This is a genomic window from Flavobacterium bizetiae, from assembly GCF_902804475.1.
Lineage (GTDB): Bacteria > Bacteroidota > Bacteroidia > Flavobacteriales > Flavobacteriaceae > Flavobacterium > Flavobacterium bizetiae.
Genome location: NZ_CADCSU010000087.1, coordinates 112,416 through 133,248 on the forward strand (window position 1 = coordinate 112,416; position 20,833 = coordinate 133,248).

At 33.2% G+C, this 20,833-nt stretch carries 20 protein-coding genes; 8 read left to right on the forward strand and 12 right to left on the reverse strand.

Annotation, left to right across the window (positions count from 1 at the left end):
* Positions 1–43: 43 nt before the first annotated feature.
* The 4 genes from FLACOL7796_RS11110 to FLACOL7796_RS11125 form a co-directional block, all read right to left on the reverse strand.
* The gene (locus tag FLACOL7796_RS11110) at positions 44–2,179 is read right to left on the reverse strand and encodes a polyribonucleotide nucleotidyltransferase (RefSeq protein ID WP_173970857.1); all 2,136 of its coding nucleotides are present in this window, start codon (positions 2,177–2,179) and stop codon (positions 44–46) included.
* Between the two features lie 165 nt (positions 2,180–2,344).
* Positions 2,345–2,611 carry a 30S ribosomal protein S15 gene (gene rpsO / locus FLACOL7796_RS11115; RefSeq protein ID WP_041516556.1) on the reverse strand — a complete coding sequence of 89 codons (267 nt, stop codon included), beginning with the start codon at positions 2,609–2,611 and terminating at the stop codon, positions 2,345–2,347.
* An 87-nt stretch (positions 2,612–2,698) separates the two neighbouring features.
* Positions 2,699–3,643 carry an energy transducer TonB gene (locus FLACOL7796_RS11120; RefSeq protein WP_173970858.1) on the reverse strand — a complete coding sequence of 315 codons (945 nt, stop codon included), beginning with the start codon at positions 3,641–3,643 and terminating at the stop codon, positions 2,699–2,701.
* A gap of 37 nt (positions 3,644–3,680) precedes the next feature.
* Positions 3,681–4,136 carry a GAF domain-containing protein gene (locus tag FLACOL7796_RS11125; protein WP_173970859.1) on the reverse strand — a complete coding sequence of 152 codons (456 nt, stop codon included), beginning with the start codon at positions 4,134–4,136 and terminating at the stop codon, positions 3,681–3,683.
* A gap of 71 nt (positions 4,137–4,207) precedes the next feature.
* Here FLACOL7796_RS11125 and xrtF point away from each other — a divergent pair, with 71 nt between their 5' ends.
* From xrtF to FLACOL7796_RS11155, 6 genes are all read left to right on the forward strand, one after another.
* The gene (gene xrtF / locus FLACOL7796_RS11130; RefSeq protein WP_173970860.1) at positions 4,208–4,744 is read left to right on the forward strand and encodes an exosortase family protein XrtF; all 537 of its coding nucleotides are present in this window, start codon (positions 4,208–4,210) and stop codon (positions 4,742–4,744) included.
* Positions 4,734–5,180, forward strand: a complete 447-nt coding sequence (locus tag FLACOL7796_RS11135; protein ID WP_173970861.1) for an exosortase F system-associated membrane protein — start codon at positions 4,734–4,736, stop codon at positions 5,178–5,180. Before xrtF ends, FLACOL7796_RS11135 begins: the two co-directional genes overlap by 11 nt.
* A 46-nt stretch (positions 5,181–5,226) precedes the next feature.
* Positions 5,227–5,625: an HYC_CC_PP family protein gene (locus tag FLACOL7796_RS11140; protein ID WP_173970862.1), complete on the forward strand. Its 399-nt coding sequence runs from the start codon at positions 5,227–5,229 to the stop codon at positions 5,623–5,625.
* 106 nt (positions 5,626–5,731) lie between these two features.
* Positions 5,732–7,738 (forward strand): TonB-dependent receptor plug domain-containing protein, encoded by a 2,007-nt coding sequence (locus FLACOL7796_RS11145; protein WP_173970863.1) that lies wholly within the window; start codon positions 5,732–5,734, stop codon positions 7,736–7,738.
* A 48-nt stretch (positions 7,739–7,786) separates the two neighbouring features.
* A complete protein-coding gene (locus FLACOL7796_RS11150) occupies positions 7,787–8,128 on the forward strand; it encodes a heavy-metal-associated domain-containing protein (RefSeq protein ID WP_173970864.1) in 342 nt (113 codons plus the stop codon).
* Between the two features lie 130 nt (positions 8,129–8,258).
* Positions 8,259–8,939, forward strand: a complete 681-nt coding sequence (locus tag FLACOL7796_RS11155; RefSeq protein WP_173970865.1) for a DedA family protein — start codon at positions 8,259–8,261, stop codon at positions 8,937–8,939.
* Positions 8,940–9,250: 311 nt separating this feature from the next.
* On the opposite strand, the gene rodA is transcribed toward FLACOL7796_RS11155, so the two are convergent.
* The 6 genes from rodA to purH form a co-directional block, all read right to left on the reverse strand.
* On the reverse strand, positions 9,251–10,486 hold the full coding sequence (gene rodA / locus FLACOL7796_RS11160) for a rod shape-determining protein RodA (protein ID WP_173970866.1): 1,236 nt from the start codon (positions 10,484–10,486) through the stop codon (positions 9,251–9,253).
* 14 nt (positions 10,487–10,500) lie between these two features.
* A complete protein-coding gene (gene mrdA, locus FLACOL7796_RS11165; RefSeq protein ID WP_173970867.1) occupies positions 10,501–12,453 on the reverse strand; it encodes a penicillin-binding protein 2 in 1,953 nt (650 codons plus the stop codon).
* On the reverse strand, positions 12,450–12,956 hold the full coding sequence (locus FLACOL7796_RS24675) for a rod shape-determining protein MreD (RefSeq protein WP_232067355.1): 507 nt from the start codon (positions 12,954–12,956) through the stop codon (positions 12,450–12,452). Before FLACOL7796_RS24675 ends, mrdA begins: the two co-directional genes overlap by 4 nt.
* Positions 12,949–13,779 (reverse strand): rod shape-determining protein MreC, encoded by an 831-nt coding sequence (gene mreC, locus FLACOL7796_RS11170; protein ID WP_173970868.1) that lies wholly within the window; start codon positions 13,777–13,779, stop codon positions 12,949–12,951. The genes FLACOL7796_RS24675 and mreC overlap by 8 nt, the downstream gene beginning before the upstream one ends.
* Positions 13,780–13,888: 109 nt before the next feature.
* A complete protein-coding gene (locus FLACOL7796_RS11175) occupies positions 13,889–14,917 on the reverse strand; it encodes a rod shape-determining protein (RefSeq protein WP_007804822.1) in 1,029 nt (342 codons plus the stop codon).
* Between the two features lie 54 nt (positions 14,918–14,971).
* Positions 14,972–16,498 carry a bifunctional phosphoribosylaminoimidazolecarboxamide formyltransferase/IMP cyclohydrolase gene (gene purH, locus FLACOL7796_RS11180; RefSeq protein WP_173970869.1) on the reverse strand — a complete coding sequence of 509 codons (1,527 nt, stop codon included), beginning with the start codon at positions 16,496–16,498 and terminating at the stop codon, positions 14,972–14,974.
* A gap of 166 nt (positions 16,499–16,664) precedes the next feature.
* On the opposite strand from purH, the gene FLACOL7796_RS11185 reads away from it, so the two are divergent.
* Positions 16,665–17,912, forward strand: a complete 1,248-nt coding sequence (locus tag FLACOL7796_RS11185; protein ID WP_173970870.1) for an ABC transporter permease — start codon at positions 16,665–16,667, stop codon at positions 17,910–17,912.
* 99 nt (positions 17,913–18,011) lie between these two features.
* Positions 18,012–19,058: an NAD(P)-dependent alcohol dehydrogenase gene (locus FLACOL7796_RS11190; RefSeq protein WP_232067356.1), complete on the forward strand. Its 1,047-nt coding sequence runs from the start codon at positions 18,012–18,014 to the stop codon at positions 19,056–19,058.
* Positions 19,059–19,197: 139 nt separating this feature from the next.
* Here FLACOL7796_RS11190 and FLACOL7796_RS11195 read toward each other — a convergent pair whose 3' ends face one another.
* Complete coding sequence (locus FLACOL7796_RS11195) at positions 19,198–19,800, reverse strand: hypothetical protein (RefSeq protein WP_173970871.1); 603 nt, start codon at positions 19,798–19,800, stop codon at positions 19,198–19,200.
* A gap of 82 nt (positions 19,801–19,882) precedes the next feature.
* Complete coding sequence (gene accD, locus FLACOL7796_RS11200; protein ID WP_173970872.1) at positions 19,883–20,737, reverse strand: acetyl-CoA carboxylase, carboxyltransferase subunit beta; 855 nt, start codon at positions 20,735–20,737, stop codon at positions 19,883–19,885.
* Between the last annotated feature and the right edge of the window lie 96 nt (positions 20,738–20,833).

Consider the following 20,833-nt stretch of genomic DNA (forward strand, 5'->3'; position numbering starts at 1 on the left):
TTGGGGTTTTCTATGAATAAACCTTTAGTAAACTAAGATCTGATTACTCTTTTTTCTCCTCACGTGGAGGTCTTGGTAAAAGTGCTTTTCTTGACACTTTTTCTTTTCTTGTTTTAGGATCAAGTCCTAAATACTTAACCTGGAATACATCTCCCATGTTTACTACATCAGTAACGTTTTCTGTACGTTCCCAAGCTAGTTCAGATACGTGAAGCAATACTTCGTTTCCTGGTGCAGCAGTATATTCTACTACAGCTCCAAAATCAAGCATTTTAATTACTTTAACTTCGTAAGCTTCTCCCATTTGAGGTTTGAAAGTAATAGATTGGATTTTTGCCAATACTGCTTCAATTCCTGCAGGATCTGTACCTAAAATTTCGATAACACCTTGCTCATCAACTTCGTTGATTACAATAGTTGTTCCTGTAGCTTTTTGTAATTCCTGAATTACTTTTCCACCAGGTCCAATTAATGCTCCAATAAAGTTTCCAGGAATAGTTCTGGTGATGATTTTTGGAGAATGTGCTTTAACATCAGCTCTAGGAGCAGCGATAGTTTCAGTTAATTTTCCTAAAATGTGTAAACGTCCTTCACGTGCTTGCCCTAAAGCTTGCTCCATAATGTCGTAACGTAAACCATCAATCTTAATATCCATTTGACAAGCTGTAATACCGTCAGCAGTTCCTGTTACTTTAAAGTCCATATCTCCTAAGTGGTCTTCATCACCTAAAATATCTGACAATACAGCAAATTTCTCACCATCAGTAATCAATCCCATAGCAATTCCAGAAACTGGTTTTACCATTTGAACTCCAGCATCCATCAAAGCCATTGTTCCTGCACAAACCGTTGCCATAGAAGAAGAACCATTAGATTCTAAAACTTCAGAAACAATACGGATAGTATAAGGACAATCAGCAGGAATCATATTTTTTAATGCTCTTTGAGCTAAGTTACCGTGACCAACTTCTCTTCTTGAAGTTCCTCTTAGTGGTTTTGCTTCACCAGTAGAGAAAGGAGGGAAGTTATAGTGTAAGTAGAATTTCTCTTCACCTTGTTCAGATGGAGAATCGATTTGATTCGCTTCTCTTGAAGTTCCTAAAGTTACAGTAGCCAATGCCTGAGTTTCTCCACGTGTAAATAAAGATGAACCGTGAACTCTTGGTAAATAATCAGTTTCACACCAGATTGGTCTGATATCTGTAGTTTTTCTACCATCTAAACGTAAACCTAATTCTAATACTACATTACGAACAGCTTCTTTGTTTGTTTTGTAGAAATATTTAGAAACTAAATCTCCGTCAGCAGCTAATTCTTCTTCAGTAAATAAAGCTTTAACTTCTTCTTTTACTTCAGCAAATGCAGCAGATCTTTCGTGTTTAGCCGATCCAACTTTTGCAATAGCATAAATTTTATCGTAAGCTGCAGCTTTTACTTTTTTGTAAATTTCTTCGTTTTCTTTCTCACCTTCGTAAATACGAATTTCTTTTTTACCAAAAGCAGCTTGCAAACGTAATTGAGCCTGAATTTGAATTTTTATCGCTTCGTGAGCAAATTTGATAGCTTCTACCATTTCTGCTTCTGAAATTTCTTTCATCTCTCCTTCAACCATTGCAACTGAGTCCATAGAAGCACCAATCATCATGTCGATGTCAGATTTTGCTAAGTCTTCTCTGCTTGGGTTGATTACAAATTTACCGTCGATACGTGCAACACGTACTTCAGAGATTAAGTTGTAAAAAGGAATGTCTGAAACAGCTAATGCAGCAGATGCAGCTAAACCAGCTAAAGCATCAGGCATAACTTCTTCGTCATGAGACATTAATTGAATCATAACTTGTGTTTCAGCATGGTAATCGTCTGGGAAAAGCGGACGTAAAACACGGTCTACTAATCTCATTGTTAATACTTCGCTATCGCTTGGACGAGCTTCTCTCTTGAAGAAACCTCCTGGGAAACGACCAGCTGCTGCGAATTTTTCGCGGTAATCTACCGTTAATGGTAAGAAATCAACGCCTGGGTTAGAAGTGCGAGCTGAAACTGCTGTTGCAAGTATCATAGTGTCGCCCATTCTTACTACTACAGAACCATCAGCTTGTTTGGCTAAACGTCCTGTCTCGATTGTGATGCTTCTGCCATCACCTAAATCGATTTTTTCTACAAATAATTGTGGAATCATAATTTTTCCTTATTGGTTATACAATGGGTTTTAGTTGTGTTGTAGTTGTTGTGTGTGTAGTTGTTGTTAATCTAAAACCCAATGAAAAACCAAACTTTTTTTCTTATAAAATGCTTGTAATGTAAAAACAAAAAGAGGCACTCTCGCACCTCTTTTCTATATTGATTATTTTCTGATATTCAATACTTTGATAATCTCACGATATCTGTTGATCTCTTTCTTTTTCAAGTAATCCAGCAACGATCTTCTTTTACCTACTAGTAATACTAATGAACGCTCAGTGTTGTAATCATGACGATTTTTTTTCAAGTGCTCAGTTAAGTGACTAATTCTGTAAGTAAACAATGCGATTTGAGCTTCTGCTTTTCCAGTGTTTGTTGCTTCACCGTGTTGAGCGAAAATCTCTTCTTTTTTCTCTTTAGTTAAATACATTCCAATATTATTTAATGATTTTTATGTATGTCGTACATCTTTTGTAAGACGGTGCAAAATTAGAACTTTTTTTTGGAAAAACGAATTTTATTGATTGTTTTTTACAATTGTAATAGGTATTGAATAGCTTCCCTGTGCTGGTATGCCTCTTATTAGTCTCGGATTCCATTTTCCAGCACTTATTATTGTGGCTATTGCTCTTTCGTTTAAAACGGTACTAAGTCCTTTTAAAACTCTTAGTTCAGTCAGGGTTCCTTCTTTATTGATGATAAAATAGATATACATACTGCCGCATATATTGTTTTCAGGAAGATCCATATTTTGAGAGATGCTTCTATAAAAGGATTGCATGCCGGATTTTGGTACGGCTTCCTGAAATATAATTTTATAATGATGACCAATATTTAAAGAGTCAATACTTACTCCGGATATTAGTTTTCCGTTTTCATAATTCTCTGTAAATGTACATTGAGTCTCTATGCTTTTTCCTTTCCAGATTCCATAAGGAAGGCCGTTTTTTATTTTCCCGCTTTGTTCAACTTCTTCGTTTACTTCTTTAAGGTGGCCATTACCATTAATTACTGTTTGTTCTTTTTCTGGATTCCAAAAACTATTTACTTTAAAAAGCACTTCATCCTTTTTTCTAAAATATTCAAGTTCAGATTTTGAATTTCCATCTTCATACCAATTAAACTCTTTTCCTGTTTTTTTTGTTTTTGAATAACTTACTGCTGATTCTTTATTGCCATTTTCATAGTAGTAGACAAAAGGGCCTTCTTCTTTAAGAATGTCCCTGTCAGATGATGTGCCAATCATCTGTAATTTTTGTGATTTGTAGTAATCCTTAACTGTATAAGTTTTTTTATTACTAGAAAAATACTCTTTTATTACTCTTATATATTTATAGTTTTCGTCTGTTGTTTCTACAGAGTTAGAATCCAGATAAATAACTTTGTCTAAAGTAGCGTCAGTTTGAGAATATAATTTTGTTGAAATAATACAGAAAAAGAAAACGCGTAAAATTAGTTTCATAAAGAATTAAAAGTAAAGTTACGCGAATGTATTATTTTTAGTACAATTTAGCAACTTCCTGATTTACAAATTCTAAAAAACGTTCGTCAGCTTCAGTAAAGGGATCTATAACATGGCTGTCAATATCAATCTGACCAATATTCTGACCGTTTACAAATAAAGGAACTACGATTTCAGATTTTACAATAAAGCTACAAGCGATATAATTGTCTTGTGCGGCAACATCCGGCACCACAAAATTGGCGTTGCTTTCGGCAACTTGTCCGCAGATTCCTTTTCCAAACGGAATCACAGTATGATCGGTTTCTGCTCCTACATAAGGACCTAAATGCAAAGTTTTGGCTTCATGATTGGCGAAATAAAAACCAACCCAGTTATAGTACTCTACATTTGCATTCAATAGTTGGCAGATAGCCAATAATTTTTCGTCTCTAACTAATTTTGTATCAGCTACAATAGCGCTTATTTTTGGTTCTAATTCCTGAAATGTCATAATCTTAAAATTTTATACAAAAGTATTTAAAGCTAATCTCAAAAAATACATAAATTTGAAAAAAAATTCTGTTGAAAAAATACCTCATTCAATTTAAGCCCTTCCTTATATTTATAAGCACTTTTTTTGCTGCCTATATTGTACTTACATTAGTTTATAAATTGTATCTCGATACTTTTGATGTAAATGATGTCGACGGAATAACCAATATAGTAGGTAAAAATGTAGCGCAATTAATGAATGTGTTTCATTGCGATATTAAAATTTATAAAAGTATTACCGATTCCTGGTTAGAGGTTTGGTACAATAAGCATTATAGTGTGCGAATTGTTGAGGGATGTAATGCTGTAAGTGTTATAATCCTGTTTATTTCTTTTGTGCTTGCTTTTTCAGGAAAACTAAAAACAACCTTGCTTTATATTTTGTTCGGTATTTTGTTCATATATATTCTAAATGTTGTTCGAATCGCTCTTTTGATTGTGTTGTTGTTTTACTTTCCTAAGTACAATCATTTTTTACACGGTACTTTTTTTCCGCTCATTATTTATGGTTCTGTTTTTATCTTATGGATTGTATGGGTAAATAAATTTTCTAAATATGCTAAGTAAGCTGCTTCAACATAAAGGCAAAATTATAACTGCAATCTTTATTATAGTATGTTTTGGTGTTATAAGAGCTTTTGAGGGGAAATTGTTTTATGATCCTTTCTTAGCTTATTTCGAATCTGATTTTAAAGATGCGCCTTTTCCCTCAATAGATTCTTTTAGGCTTTTTGGCGGATTATTATTTCGTTATCTACTCAATACTCTTTTGTCCTTACTTCTTATTTATACCTTATTTCAGGAGGTTGAAATACTGAAGTTTAGCGCGATTTTGTATGTTTTTTTTCTAATATTGCTTTTAGGGATGTTTTTTGTAATTATTAATTATTTTAAGGATTGGAGCTGGCTTCTTTTTTATGTCAGAAGATTTATTATTCAGCCCATTTTTGTCTTGCTGTTTATACCTGCATTTTACTATCAGCAGCAAAATCTTAAAAAATAACATTTCATTAGATATTTTTTTAACTCTTTTTTGGTAGTTTTGCATCATGAATTTAAAAAAGTGCACAGGATTATTTTTAGCGTTCCTATTGTTGGTTTCCAACATTGGGTTTGCTTTTGATGTGCATTATTGTGGTGGCGAGATAGCTTCTGTTTCATTAAACACTTCTGTTACTGCATCTCCTGAAAAGAAATGTTGTGGAGAGTCTGAAAAGAAATCTTCTTGTTGTAAAGACAAAGTAGTTCATTTTGAGAAAAAGTCTGACAATGCCACTATTAAGTTTTTCTTTTTTCAATTTGCTTTTCCGGCTGTAATTCAGGAATTCAAACCAGTTGCTTTTGTATCAATTCCAAATTTCAAAAGCAATAAAATCATTTCGTATTATTCTGATGCGAATGCGCCCCCCTTATTTAAGCTGTATAGCCAATATATTTTTTATTCCTGATTTTAATGTTTAGAATCAAGCCTTTTATGGTTTGTACTATGCTGTTTTTTTATTTAGAAAATTTTCTACAAAACAGCTTTTTCTAATTACATTAAAATCTTTTTTTATGAAAAAAAATATCATGCTTTTGGGTATGATTTTACTTTCTGTTGCTGCATTTTCACAAGAAGATCTGGACGAAGTAAAAATTACCAAAAAGCAAAAAGGGATTAAAAAATCTTATACCCTTACTTCCAATACAAGTGTTATTACTAGTAAAGAATTACTAAAAGCGGCTTGTTGTAATCTCGCCGAAAGTTTCGAGACAAATCCATCAATAGATGTCAATTTTTCTGATGCCTTAACAGGAACCAAGCAAATAAAAATGCTGGGGCTGACCAGTCCGTATTTGTTAATTACTGAAGAAAATATTCCTTCGGTTCGTGGAGCTTCTCAGGCTTACGGATTGTCATTTACGCCCGGAACCTGGATCGAAAGTGTTCAGATTACCAAAGGAGCCGGAAGTGTTATAAATGGCTATGAAAGTATTTCGGGTCAGATTAATACAGAACTTTTGAAACCTTTAAATGACATTCCGTTCTTTTTAAACGTATACGGTTCTACCGATGCGCGTTTTGAAGTAAATACTCATTTTAATAAAAAGTTGTCTGATAAATGGGCTACAAGTTTGTTTGTGCACGGAAATGCCCGTGTAGCGAAAAACGACATGAACGACGACGGGTTTCTGGATAATCCGCTTGGGAAACAAATCAATGTTTTAAATCGTTATCAATATTATAATCCTGAAAGTGGTTTGGTTAGTTTTATCAATTTTAGATATATGAATGATAAAAAACAAACCGGAGAAGTTGATTTTGATAAAGACAGAGATCGCGGAACAACAAATCATTGGGGTTCAGAAATTAATACAGAACGTTTTGATGTTTCTACCAAGATTGGTTACGTTTTTAAAGATATGCCATATCAAAGTATAGGTTTTCAGAATGCTTTCAATAGTCATAATCAAAACTCTTATTTTGGATTGAATTTGTATGACATTAAGCAGAATAGTTTTTATTCGAATTTAATTTTCAATTCGATTATCAACAACACGATGCATAAGTTCTCGACGGGTTTAAATTTTACTTATGATCAGTATCAGGAATTCGTGAATGTAAACGACTATAGTAGAATTGATAATTCGGTAGGAGCGTTCTTTGAATATACGTATGATAATGCCGATAATTTTAGTTTAATCTTAGGAGGTAGAGTAGATAATCATAATCGTTTGGGCTTTTTTGTAACGCCTCGTTTGCATATGAGATACAATCCTTGGAAAGATGGAGTAATTCGTTTTTCTGCAGGTAGAGGAAAACGTTCGGCAAATATTTTTGCAGAGAACCAACAACTTTTTGCTAGTTCAAGAACGTTTGAGATTTTAGATACAAACGGAAAGATTTATGGTTTGAATCCTGAAATTGCATGGAATTACGGAGTGAGTTTTTCTCAGAAATTCAAACTTTTTAATAAAAATGCCGAAGCCGGATTTGATTTCTATCGTACCGATTTTCAAAATCAGGCCGTTGTAGATTTGATGCAAAGCCCGCAAGAAGTTTCTTTTTATAATTTAAGAGGAAGTTCTTTTGCAAATAGCTTTCAGTTTGAATTTAATTATGAGTTAATTCATAATCTTAACCTTAGAACGGCATACAAATATTATGACATTCAGACAGATTATTTAACAGGTACTTTTCAACGTCCATTACAGGCCAAACACCGTTTTTTGGGAAATTTAGAATATGAAACCAACTTAAATAATGGTAAACAATGGAAGTTTGATTATACATTTAACTGGTCAGGAAAACAGCAATTGCCTTATACGGCATCAAATCCTGTAGAAGATCAGTTTCCTGATTTCTCGCCTTCGTATGCTGTTATGAATGTTCAGGTAACAAGAGTTATTTCTCCGGTTTTAGAAGTATATGTTGGAGGAGAAAATATAGGAAACTATAAACAACAAAAAGCAATTTTAGGTGCCGAAAACCCATTTGGTCCTAACTTTGATGCATCTATTGCGTATGCGCCAATTTTTGGGCAAATGTATTACGCAGGATTACGATTTAAAATAAAATAAAAATTCAGTTTCAAAAATCAATTTTAATAACAATAAATAATAAACAATATGAAAAATATAATTTTAATTGCATTAGTATCTTTTTTAGGATTTTCAGCGCAGGCGCAAACTAAGAAAAACAAGAATTTAAAATACACTACAGAAGTAAACGGTAATTGTGAGCAATGTAAAAAACGAATCGAAAAAGCAGCTTTTGCGGTTCCTGGCGTAAAGTCAGCAACTTGGGATATTGGTTCACACCAGCTTGCTGTAATTTTAAATGAAGAAAAGTCATCTCCTGAAGATTTGAATAAAGCTATTGCCAAAGTAGGGCATGATACTAAGGATGTTAAGGCAACAGATACTGATTATGAAAATTTACATTCTTGCTGCAAGTATGTAAGAGAATAATTATCTTACGAGCCCAAGTGTAAACTTGGGCTTTTTAATAGTTAATTTATCTTTAAAATATAGCAATTTATTGGTGTTGAAGCAAATTATTGTTAATTTCACGAACTTATAAATATAACCAAACGCATTTATGAATAATTTTGATTGGACTCAACTAATTAACCCTGAATTTTATATCACATTAAGTATTGGCGGTGTCCAAATTGGTTTATTTATTGTTTTGTTTATCGTTTTTGCTGAAACAGGACTTTTTGCAGGTTTCTTCCTTCCGGGAGACAGTTTACTTTTTTTGGCGGGTATTTACAGCCGCGACCTGATGCTAAATGTGGTTGATATTCCGGCAGACTTTATAAATGTATTTGTGCTTTCTACTCTTGTTGCCATAATGGGGGTTTTAGGAAACATGACAGGCTATTGGTTTGGAGCCAAAAGCGGTTATTATTTGTTTAAAAAAGAAGACTCATTCTGGTTTAAGAAAAAATATCTTTTACAATCTAAAGACTTCTTCGAAAAGTATGGAGGAAAAGCTATTATTTATGCACGTTTCCTTCCAATTTTCAGAACATTTGCACCAATCATTGCAGGTATAGTTTCTATGGATAAAAAGAAATTCATGTTTTATAATATTCTGAGTTCTTTTCTATGGTCGTTTATCCTGATTTTCGCAGGACATTATCTATACGGAGTGTTCTTAAAACAAGGAATCGATTTAAAACACCATATTGAATATATTATTATTATCATCGTAATAATCTCTACTTTCCCGGTTTTAGTAAAGCTTTTAAAGAAAAGACCAAGCGAAAAGATATAATTAACATACACATAAAAAAGTCCGAAGTTTTAAACTTCGGACTTTTTTTATGCTTGAAATTCTGTATGATTTTTAAACGTCGAGAATGATAAGTTTATATTGTCATTCGTTACCTAAATCTGAAGCTTTGGGCTTAGTTGTATGTTGGTTAAAATTATCCTTTAAATGAGATTCTCGTGCTTTTAAAAGCAATGACAGCATTGAATATTAGAAACAACTCAACTTAAAATAATGAAGAGTTTTGTTTTAAAATGTAACTTTTCTAAAGTTTGGAATTTGGAATTTTCAACCTTGGAATTTATCCCAAAAGCCTACCATTCATTTACCTTATTCGCATCCATTTTTAAGAAGATAAACAGCAAAATAGTGAATCCCCAAAGTCCGGAACCTCCATAAGAAAAGAAAGGAAGAGGAACTCCAATAGTTGGAAAAATCCCGATAACCATTGCAATGTTTACAAAAAAGTGAGTGAATAAAATTCCGGCAACACAATAGCCATAAACTCTGCTGAATTTTGTTTTTTGTCTTTCGGCTAAATAAATTACTCTTAATAATAAACCAACAAAAAGCGCAATAACTACTATTGATCCTGCAAAACCCCATTCTTCACCAACGGTTGTAAAAATGTAATCGGTATGTTGCTCAGGAACGAATCCTCCTTTGGTTTGAGTTCCTTCTAAGAAACCTTTTCCAATCCAGCCTCCTGATCCAATCGCAATTTCTGATTGGTTGGTGTTGTATCCAATACCTTTCATGTCGACAGTTTTACCTAATAAGATATTAAAACGGTCACGGTGGTGTTGCTTAAAAATATGGTCGAAAACATAATCTACAGACAATACAAAAGCCGAAATTACAGCCAATAAAATACCGCTTAAAAGAATGTTTCTGTCGACAGCCCTGCCTTTAAAATGGATAATAATTAATACTCCTAAAGCAATTAAAATAACAGCGTAAGGTTCTAAGACAAGCGTTAAAACGAATAATAAAATAGTGATGAAACCAGTCCATACGTACCATGAAGGCAATCCTTCTCTGTACAGAACAACAATAAAAATACTGTAAATTAAAGCACTTCCAGGATCGGGTTGAGGTAGAATTAATAATACAGGAAGAAAAACAATAGCCAAAGCCTGAACTTGCCTGTTTACGTCCTTTAGATTAATTTGTGTATCACTTAAATATTTTGCTAATGCTAATGATGTAGCGGCTTTTGCAAACTCAGAAGGCTGAATAGTAAAACTTCCAATCGCATACCAGCATCTTTGACCAGCAATCGTTTTTCCAAAAAGGAATAAACCTGCTAGTGATAATAATGAAACACCAAAAATGATACTGGCGTATTTTTCATAAAACTTTCCATCAACAAAAAGTACGATAAAAATCAAAGGAATGGTGCAGCCAATAAAAATTAACTGTTTTTGATAGGTTCCGTCGGTAGATAATAATGACGAGGAATAAATGTTTAGCCATCCCAATATTACCAACGCAGTGTAAATAAAAACACTTATCCAGTCAATGTTATTTTTTATACTTTGGTTTTTCATTTGAAATAATTGTATTAATTTTCTTGGGTGGTGTCTAAAGGTACTTTTTTAACTTCTACTTTTGGCAGCTTTGCTATTTTTGCTCTCATAACCGAGTCTTTCGGAGTAGATTCAATAGCGCTCGCTGCAGTCGGTCCTCCTAATTTTGCATATTCACTTACAAGACTTTTGTTTAATACCCGAATTTCTAAATCAGTTCTTGTGATTTTTTTTCTTAAGTATTTTTCGATCATTAAACTAGCAATTGGTCCTGCAACTGTTGCTCCAAAACCTCCATTTTCAATCATAATCGCAATAGCAATTTTAGGGTTGTCTTTTGGGGCAAAAGCAACAAATATAGAGTGGTCTTTAAGCTGAGTTCTTTTTCCGTTAATTTTGGCAAAGTTTTCTGCTGTACCTGTTTTTCCGCAAATATCAATCCCATTTACCCTAAGTGAAGCAGCTGTACCTTTGTTGTAAACATCAAATAAACCACTTATGACCGGTGGGAAATATTTTTGATCAATTGTAGTTACGTGTTTTGTTGTAAATTTAGAATCGATTTTTTTGCCTTCAATTTTCTTAATGATGTGAGGCGTATAATAATAACCTTGATTCGCAACAGTTGCCATCATATTTGCTAATTGAATAGGAGTCATCAAAACCTCACCCTGACCAATAGCATTGGATACAATTGTTGAACTTCTCCAGCCTCCGTTAGGATAGATTTTTTTATAGGTCTTAGAAGTTGGAATATTTCCTCTTTTACCTGTTGGTAAATCATAACCCATAAATTGTCCTAATCCAAAACTTTTTACGTGATCACTCCAAACGTCAACTGCCTTGCCCGGATCTTTATATTTGTTAATGGTTAACATATACGCCTGACCAAAGTAAGTGTTACAGGAAAGATAAATTCCGTTATGTAATTGATGAGGTCCAAAACCGTGACATTTCATAAAACGTCCACCACCATAACTAAATCCGTGGTGACACATAAAAGTCGTTTGTTCATTAATAACACCTTCTTGTAATGCAACTAAACCTGTTAAGATTTTAAAAGGTGAACCAGGAGGATATTCTGCCAGAAGGCCTCTGTCATATAATGGTTTTGCAATCGAATCGTGATATAAAAGCGTGTAATTTTTAGATCTTTGTCTTCCCACCAAAATACCAGGATCATAAGAAGGGGCGGTAACTAATGCCAAAATTTCACCTGTTTTAGGCTCAAGGGCAACAATTCCACCTCTTTTATTGATCATTAATTCTTCACCATATTTTTGAAGTTCAGCATCAATAGTCAGATTAATGTCTTCTCCGGCAACAGCGATAGTGTCGTATTTGCCTTCTTTATAAGAACCAATTTCTCTATTGTATTTGTCTTTCTGGATGTATTTTACACCTTTTATACCGCGTAAAACTTCTTCGTAGCTTTCTTCAACACCTTGTCTTCCAATTAAGTCGCCACTATTGTAATAAGGGTTTTTAGCAATTAATTTTTCATTTACCTGTAAAATAGAGCCAAAAATATTGGCGCCATAATCTACTTCATAATCACGAAGAGAACGTTTCTGGAAATAGAAACCTTCATACTTTCTGATTTTTTCCTGAAAAGCAGCAAATTCATTTTTGTTTAATTGCGGTAAAAATACAGAAGGAAGCCTTGGGCTGTATACTCTGGCTTTTGCAATTCTCCTGTCGTAGTCTTCTTTAGTAATATTTAATAATGTGCAAAATTCGCTAACGTTAAGATCTTCTTTAATCTCTCTCGGGATTACCATGATGTCATAAGAAGCCTGATTCGCAACTAATAACTTTCCATTTCGGTCATAAATATAGCCTCTTTCAGGATAGTCATACTGCTTCTTGATTGCATTATTTTCTGATTTTAATTTAAAAGAATCGTCTATAATTTGCAAATAAAATACCCTCATCACTAGCAAAGATGCTGCAACGATAATTAAAGAGGGCAGCAGAATTTTTCTCATCGTTTATTGGGCTTAATAAGGTAAATTATTATAATTGAGGTAATTATTGTGAATATTGAGCTAAATAATGTTCGGAGTAAAATGTCCCAAATGAATTTAAATTGAAATGCTTCTAGTACGAATAATACAATGTGATGTAATAGAACAGATACTAAAATAAATGAAAACCTTTCAGGTGTTAATGAATCATTTAGTTTAATAGTTTGATATTCGTAACTCAGTCCAAATGAGAATTTAAAAATATAAGGTCTGTAGTAGGCAAGGATAACGCAGGCTGTTGCATGAATTCCGCCTGAATTACAAAACATATCCATTGTGAGTCCTAGTAAAAAGCTAGAGAAAATTAAACCTGCTCTGTTGCTGTTTACCGGATACAAAATAATATATAGGATGTATGGGAAGGGACTTATGTACCCTAAAAAATTCATATTATTGAAAATAACAATCTGAATTGCTAGTAACATAATAAATCGAAAAATATTGCCTAATACAGCGCTATTCATTTTTCTCCTTTTTTTCTAAATTAATAAGTTCTTCTCTGTCCTTACTTTTGATAATGTAAACGTGTCCTAGGTTTGTCATGTCGTTAAATAGTTTAACGTTTATGACATAATAACTGGTACCTGTTTTAACGTATATTTTGTCGACTGTACCAATGTTGATTCCTTCCGGAAAAATTACAGATTGACCACCGGTAACAATTGTATCTCCTTTTCTGATAGAAGCTAATCTAGGTACATCTTCTAACTGAACAAATCCTGTGCTTTTTCCGCTCCATGTCAACGAACCAAAGTGGTTTGATTTTTTCAATTTAGCGTTAATATGCGATTTCATATTCAAAATACTTACTACTGTTGAATATCTTGGTGAAGTATTATCAATTACGCCAATAATTCCTAAACTGTTGATAACACCCATATCAGGTTTAACTCCGTCATTTGATCCGGAATTTAAGGTGATATAGTTCTCGTGCGTATTGTATGAATTGTGAATTACTTTTGAAACAATGATATCTGCAGGTTTGATTCCTTTTACGTTATTCGCTAAAGGTACTTTTGTAGTATCAGTATCTTCTTTATTGAATAGAAGACTTTTTAATCTTGCGTTTTCAAGTACAAGCTCGTCATTTTCAGTTCTTAAATTCAAATACTCATTAATATGATTGATTTTTTCATAAACGCCTCCGCTTAAAAAATTAGCCGAGCTGATTACTCTGCTTCTATGAAAAGAATGCGCTTGAATTGTGAGAGCCAACGAAATGCCTAAAAGCAGCAAAAACAGCAATCGATTACTGTTTCTTATAATAAAATTAAAAATTTGCTGCATTTCTTGTTTGGTTATTTTGTTTCAGGATATGCTATTAAGTTTCAAATTTTATAAGAGTCAAATTCAATTAATTTAACTCTTATAAAATATATTTATTATTGGTTGAATCTTATTTAATTAAGATGCTTTTAAATTTTGCAATGTTTTTAAGAGCCATTCCGGTTCCACGAACTACAGCTCTTAACGGGTCTTCTGCAATATAAACAGGTAAATCTGTTTTTTGCGAAATACGTTTGTCAAGACCTCTTAACATAGATCCACCACCAGCTAAATAAATACCAGTGTTGTAGATATCTGCAGCTAATTCAGGAGGAGTTTGAGATAATGTTTCCATTACCGCATCTTCAATACGCTGAATCGATTTGTCTAATGCTTTTGCAATTTCTCTATAAGAAACATCAACTTGTTTAGGTTTACCGGTAAGTAAATCTCTACCCTGAACAGACATATCTTCTGGCGGACCATCTAAATCTTCGATAGCAGCTCCAATTTGAATTTTTATTTTTTCAGCAGTACTTTCTCCCACAAAAAGGTTGTGTTGAGTACGCATATAATAAACGATATCATTTGTAAAAACGTCACCTGCAATTTTAACAGATTTGTCGCATACAATACCGCCTAATGCAATAACTGCAATTTCTGTAGTACCACCTCCGATATCAACAATCATGTTTCCTTTAGGTTGCATAATATCGATACCAATACCAATTGCTGCTGCCATCGGCTCATGAATTAGGTAAACTTCTTTTCCGTTCACTCTTTCACAAGATTCTTTTACAGCTCGCATCTCAACTTCAGTAATACCAGACGGAATACATACTACCATTCTTAAGGCTGGAGTAAACATTCTTTTTTTCAATGCAGGAATACTTTTGATGAACATGTTGATCATCTTTTCCGAAGCATCAAAGTCAGCAATAACACCGTCCTTCAAAGGCCTTATGGTTTTGATATTTTCATGCGTTTTACCTTGCATCATATTGGCTTCTTTACCAACAGCAATGATTTTGCCTGATATTCTGTCACGTGCAACGATTGACGGACTATCAATAACAACTTTATCATTATGTATGATTAAAGTGTTTGCGGTACCAAGGTCTATCGCAATATCCTCGGTCATGAAATCAAAAAATCCCATAAGTTTTTTAGGGGTTTAAAATGTTATAAATTATTTTGAACAAAGTTAAACAAATTAATGTTTAAAATGACGTGTTCCTGTAAATACCATTGCAAGATTATTTTCGTTGCAATAATTTATGCTTAATTCGTCTTTTATTGAACCTCCAGGCTGAATTACAGCTGTTATTCCTGCTTTTTTAGCTAATTCTACACAATCCGGAAATGGGAAAAATGCATCACTTGCCATAGAAGCACCGGTTAAATCAAATCCAAAAGCTTTAGCTTTATCTACAGCTTGAACCAAAGCATCAACTCTTGATGTCTGGCCAGTACCTGAAGAAATTAATGTTCCGTTTTTTGCAAAAACAATCGTATTTGATTTTGTGTTTTTACAAATTTTTGAAGCAAATATTAAGTCTTCTATTTCCTGAGCGGTTGGCTCAGTAATGGTAACGGTTTTTAAATGCTCTTTAGTATCTGTAATATTATTTCTGTCCTGAATTAACAAACCATTAAGACATGTTCTTACTTGTCTTGAAGGTAATTCAACTTCATTTTGAACTAATATAATTCTGTTTTTCTTTTCTTGTAAAACGGCAATTGCATCATCATCATAACTTGGAGCAATTACTACCTCACAGAATAATTTATTGATTTCCTGTGCTGTAGCTAAATCAATTTTAGTATTTGCAATCAAAACTCCACCAAAAGCAGATGTTGGGTCGCAAGCTAAAGCCGCTAAATAAGCTTCGCTAATTGTTTTTCTTGAAGCTAAACCACAAGCATTGTTATGTTTTAAAATAGCAAACGTTGGTCCGTCAGTTTTAAACTCATTGATTAAGTTTACAGCCGCATCAACATCTAATAAATTATTGTATGATAATTCTTTACCGTGAACTTTTTTGAACATCCCATCAAAATCTCCAAAAAAGAAACCTTTTTGATGAGGATTTTCTCCATATCTTAAAACCTGACCATCTGCAATGCTTTCTTTGTAGATTGTTTCGTCAGTATTAAAATAATTAAAAATTGCACCATCATAATGAGATGAAACGTGAAACGCTTTTGTAGCAAGTAATCTTCTATTTTCAAGAGTTGTTGCTCCGTTTTGCTCAGTAATTAAATCCAAAAGCAAGCTGTATTCGTTAACCGAAGCTACAATAACAGTGTCTTTGAAATTTTTTGCACCGGCACGGATCAATGAAATTCCACCAATATCAATTTTTTCAATAATATCCTGTTCGCTTGCACCTGAAGCAACCGTTTTTTCAAATGGATACAAATCAACAATAACCAGATCAATCTGAGGAATGTCAAACTCCTTCATTTGTTGAACATCGCTTTCGTTATCCTGACGGTTTAAAATTCCTCCAAAAATTTTCGGGTGTAAAGTTTTTACTCTTCCACCAAGAATTTCAGGGAATGAAGTAATATCTTCAACAGGAACTACAGGAATTCCAAGATTTTTTATAAAATCTTCAGTTCCTCCAGTCGAATAAAGTGTTACGTTTTGCTCGTGTAATTTTCTAACGATTGGCTCAAGTCCATCCTTAGAAAAAACAGATATTAATGCTGATTGTATTGTTTTAGTTGTGCTCATTGTGTAGTTATGATTTTTCAGACTGCAAAAGTAGTTTTTTTATATATTAATTTAAAGAAAATTAGTGTAACATTATGCTAAAAAAATCTACTGATGAGTAAGTTAACTTTTATTAGGATTTTGATTTTAATTTATTGAATTTTACTTTCATGAAAAATACACGTATATGCTGGTTTATCTAAGGTTATTAAAAGAAAGTTTCCGCTTTGCTATAAACGCTTTGAGGAATAATAAATTGCGTACCTTATTATCACTCTTAGGTGTTACTATTGGTATTTTTTCGATTATTGCGGTATTGGCAGCGGTAGATTCTTTAGACAGAAAGATTTCAAAAGATTTAAGCAGTTTAGATAAGAATACGATTTATTTGATGAAATATTGCTTCGGGCCTTCTGAAATTCCACAATGGAAAAGAGAGCAATTCCCAAATGTAAAATACGACGAATATATAAGTTTAAAAAATTCACTTAATAATACAGATCAGGTCGCTTACCAGCTTTTTGTAAAACATGAAACTTTAAAATACGATTCAAAAACCGTTAGTGATGTTAATATAGTTCCTTCTTCCAGCGAAATGGTCGATATCGAAGGGTTGAGTTTTGATAAAGGAAGATTTTATACTGAATCCGAATCAAATTCAGGAAGCGCCGTTATCGTTCTGGGTTATGATATAGCCGAAGGACTTTTTGGGACCAGCGATCCTATTGGAAAAAATATTCGTTTATACGGACAGCGTTTTACCGTAATTGGCGTAATTAAAAAACAAGGTGCTGGTTTTTTTGGCGATAGTAATGATACATCAGTTTATTTACCAACCAATTTTTTACGTCGAATGTATGGTGACAGTGATGCAATGACTCCGGTTATTGTTTTGAAGCCTGTTAAAGGAGTAGATATGGAGGCTTATAAAGCCGAAGTTGCACAGAAATTACGTGCTATTCGCGGAATGAAAGCAGGGGAGTCTGATAATTTCTTTATTAATGTACTTTCGGGTTTTACTGATTTTGTAGATGGAATTCTGGGAAGTTTAAGATTTGGAGGAATATTTATAAGTTTCTTTTCGTTCTTAGTAGGAGGTTTTGGTGTAGCAAATATTATGTTTGTTTCGGTAAAAGAGCGAACAAATTTAATTGGTATCCAAAAATCGTTAGGAGCAAAAAATCGATTTATATTATTTCAGTTTTTATTTGAAGCTGTTATACTTTGTTTGATAGGCGGAATGATTGGTTTGCTGATTGTTTGGCTGATGTCGATACTCTTAACTAATTTATTAGATTTTGAATTTGTTCTAAGTTTCTGGAATATCATTATCGGAGCTGGATTATCAATTTTGGTGGGTGTAATTTCAGGAATTCTTCCGGCAATTTCAGCAGCAAAATTAGATCCGGTCGAAGCGATTAGAACCGGAATGTAAAACTAATCCTAAATAAAAAGAACCATTGCAACTTCAATTTTTACTTTGATGTTGAATTTTATTGTAATTTTAATAGCTTAATTCAAAAAAAACAATAAAATGATACCAGTAAAAGCTTATGCAGCCTATGATGCTGAAAATCCGTTAAAACCTTATACTTTTGAAAGAAAAGAAGTTGGTGCTCATCAGGTTCAGATAGAAATTTTATATAGTGGCGTATGCCATTCAGATATTCATACCGCAAAAGGCGATTGGGGACCTGTTGATTATCCTTTAGTTCCCGGACATGAAATTGTAGGCCGAATTGTTGCCGTTGGTAGCGAAGTCTCTAAGTTTAAAGTTGGAGAATTAGCCGGTGTAGGTTGTTTTGTTGATTCTTGCAGAGTTTGCCCTAGTTGCAAGTCAGGCGAGGAGCAATTTTGTGACGAAGGAATGACAGGAACTTATAATAGTGTAGAAAGAGGAACTAATATTCCAACTCGTGGAGGATATTCGACTAGTATCATTGTTGATGAAAGCTATACGCTTCATGTTTCTGAAAAATTGGATATAAAAGGAGTTGCGCCATTATTATGTGCCGGAATTACAACTTATTCTCCATTACGATATCTAAAAGTAGGTAAAGGTCATAAAGTTGGAGTCTTGGGTCTTGGCGGTTTAGGACATATGGCGGTAAAATTTGCCGTTTCATTTGGCGCCGAAGTTACGATGTTGAGTCATTCTCCTTCAAAAGAAGCCGATGCTAAAAAATTAGGAGCGCACAAATTTGCTTTAACTTCAGATCCTGCAACAATGGAATCTCTTGCGAATAGTTTCGATTTTATATTGAATACAGTTTCAGCAAAACACGATCATAATGCTTATTTGAATTTATTAACGACAAACGGAACTATGATTGTAGTTGGTGCTCCACCGGCGCCGGCAGAAATCCCTGTTTTTACTCTAATCATGAAGAGAAGAAGTATTATAGGAAGTTTGATTGGAGGAATAAAAGAAACTCAGGAAATGCTGGATTACTGTGCTGAACACAATATTACTTCAGATGTTGAAATTATCGATATGGCGTATATTAATGAAGCTTACGATCGTATGAATAGAAGTGATGTAAAATATCGTTTTGTAATTGATATGGCTTCTCTTAAGTAGCTAAGGTTCTAAGATGCTAAGTCTCTAAGTTTTTTGTGTTGAGTTTTATTTGGCTTTAGCTAAATAATTTCAACTTACTTTTTAAGAAAATATATGGTATTAAAAAAATCCTGAGAAATATTTTTCTCGGGATTTTTTTTTAGTTCTTATTTCGAAACTTAATTTTGCTTCGATCCCATTTAATGGAATCAGAGTAATAGTAATCACTATTGGTTTTGTATTTTAAAACAGTGTCTTCTTCTTGGGTGGTTCTTCTGATTTGATATGTTTGCAATTGGTTTTTATTTATAAACTTGAAAAAAGAAGTGTTTTTTATAGTATCATTTTGAGAAGCAATAATTAATATTTGTCTGTTTTTCTCTTTGTCTAAAATGTTTTCTGATAAAAAATCATTTAAACATGTTTTAGGGATTTTAACAATGTCTTTTGGTTGAAGATCAAGAAAATGAGGGAGTGTGTCTTTTTCACTGCCATAACTACAAAATTCAAGGAAATATCTTTTTTGATAAAAATAAAAATTTCCCTTTTTGTCAATTACTAATTGGTTCTCGGCATAGAAGCCTTTTCTTGGAGGAAGGGCAAATCTGTCAGTGTGTTTTTTTATGGAATCGTAATATTTTTCAAGTTTTTCATCTTCATAAGAGATAATGTAAGATTTGTTTTTCTCAACAATCTTCTCGTCTTTTTTAGTACAATTCAAAAAGAGTAAACAAATTAAAAAACCAATAAAAAGTCTTGTCATAGAAGATGGATTTAAAATAAAGATATAAAAAAATCCCATTTGCCGGAGCAATGGGATTTTTTATATTTTTAGAAGTTTAAAACTATCTAATAGGATTGTTTTGAATCAAATCGATATACAAATTAATTTTGTCTTTCAATTCTTTTCTTGGCGTGATAAAGTCTAAGAAACCGTGTTCTAATAAGAACTCAGCAGTTTGAAAACCTTCTGGTAAATCTTTTCCTGTAGTATCGCGAACAACACGAGGACCAGCGAAACCAATTAAAGCTCCAGGCTCAGAAATATTAATATCTCCTAACATTGCATATGATGCAGTTGTTCCTCCGGTAGTTGGATCTGTACAGAGCGAAATGTATGGTAATTTAGCTTCAGCTAACTGAGCTAATTTTACTGATGTTTTGGCTAATTGCATTAGCGAATAAGCAGCTTCCATCATACGAGCTCCACCTGATTTAGAAATCATTACAAAAGGTAATTTGTTTTTGATCGCATGATCAATACCTCTGGCAATTTTTTCTCCAACAACAGCTCCCATAGATCCACCAATAAAGGCAAAATCCATACAGCAGATAACAAGTTCTTTTCCTTTAGATTTTCCCACTCCGGTACGCACAGCGTCTTTTAAGTGAGTTTTCTCCATTACATCTTTCAATCTTTCTGCATATTTTTTTGTATCCACAAAATGCAGAGGATCTTTTGATGTCATGTTTTTATCTAATTCAACAAATTCATTATTGTCGAATAAAATTTCAAAATAGGTTGCGCTTCCAATTCTAACATGAAAATCATCTTCAGGACTAACAAATAAGTTTCTGGCTAATTCGTCAGCATCAATAATTTTTCCAGTAGGAGATTTGTACCACAATCCTTTAGGAACGTCCATTTTATCTTCGGTCGCAGTCGTAATCCCTTTTTCTTGTCTTTTAAACCAAGCCATTTTTTTAATTTTAGAATGTAGATTTTAAATTTTAGATTTTTCAATCTGATTCAAAATTTAGATTTCAGGCTTTTTTAGAAGTCTGAAATCTAAAAT

Coding starts and splice junctions, on each gene's coding strand:
- FLACOL7796_RS11110 (WP_173970857.1), bottom strand. CDS start 2,179: ATGATTCCACAATTATTTGTAGAAAAAATCGATTTAGGTGATGGCAGA.
- rpsO (WP_041516556.1), bottom strand. CDS start 2,611: ATGTATTTAACTAAAGAGAAAAAAGAAGAGATTTTCGCTCAACACGGT.
- FLACOL7796_RS11120 (WP_173970858.1), bottom strand. CDS start 3,643: ATGAAACTAATTTTACGCGTTTTCTTTTTCTGTATTATTTCAACAAAA.
- FLACOL7796_RS11125 (WP_173970859.1), bottom strand. CDS start 4,136: ATGACATTTCAGGAATTAGAACCAAAAATAAGCGCTATTGTAGCTGAT.
- FLACOL7796_RS11135 (WP_173970861.1), top strand. CDS start 4,734: ATGCTAAGTAAGCTGCTTCAACATAAAGGCAAAATTATAACTGCAATC.
- FLACOL7796_RS11140 (WP_173970862.1), top strand. CDS start 5,227: ATGAATTTAAAAAAGTGCACAGGATTATTTTTAGCGTTCCTATTGTTG.
- FLACOL7796_RS11145 (WP_173970863.1), top strand. CDS start 5,732: ATGAAAAAAAATATCATGCTTTTGGGTATGATTTTACTTTCTGTTGCT.
- FLACOL7796_RS11150 (WP_173970864.1), top strand. CDS start 7,787: ATGAAAAATATAATTTTAATTGCATTAGTATCTTTTTTAGGATTTTCA.
- FLACOL7796_RS11155 (WP_173970865.1), top strand. CDS start 8,259: ATGAATAATTTTGATTGGACTCAACTAATTAACCCTGAATTTTATATC.
- rodA (WP_173970866.1), bottom strand. CDS start 10,486: ATGAAAAACCAAAGTATAAAAAATAACATTGACTGGATAAGTGTTTTT.
- mrdA (WP_173970867.1), bottom strand. CDS start 12,453: ATGAGAAAAATTCTGCTGCCCTCTTTAATTATCGTTGCAGCATCTTTG.
- FLACOL7796_RS24675 (WP_232067355.1), bottom strand. CDS start 12,956: ATGAATAGCGCTGTATTAGGCAATATTTTTCGATTTATTATGTTACTA.
- mreC (WP_173970868.1), bottom strand. CDS start 13,779: ATGCAGCAAATTTTTAATTTTATTATAAGAAACAGTAATCGATTGCTG.
- FLACOL7796_RS11175 (WP_007804822.1), bottom strand. CDS start 14,917: ATGGGATTTTTTGATTTCATGACCGAGGATATTGCGATAGACCTTGGT.
- purH (WP_173970869.1), bottom strand. CDS start 16,498: ATGAGCACAACTAAAACAATACAATCAGCATTAATATCTGTTTTTTCT.
- FLACOL7796_RS11185 (WP_173970870.1), top strand. CDS start 16,665: ATGCTGGTTTATCTAAGGTTATTAAAAGAAAGTTTCCGCTTTGCTATA.
- FLACOL7796_RS11190 (WP_232067356.1), top strand. CDS start 18,012: ATGATACCAGTAAAAGCTTATGCAGCCTATGATGCTGAAAATCCGTTA.
- FLACOL7796_RS11195 (WP_173970871.1), bottom strand. CDS start 19,800: ATGACAAGACTTTTTATTGGTTTTTTAATTTGTTTACTCTTTTTGAAT.
- accD (WP_173970872.1), bottom strand. CDS start 20,737: ATGGCTTGGTTTAAAAGACAAGAAAAAGGGATTACGACTGCGACCGAA.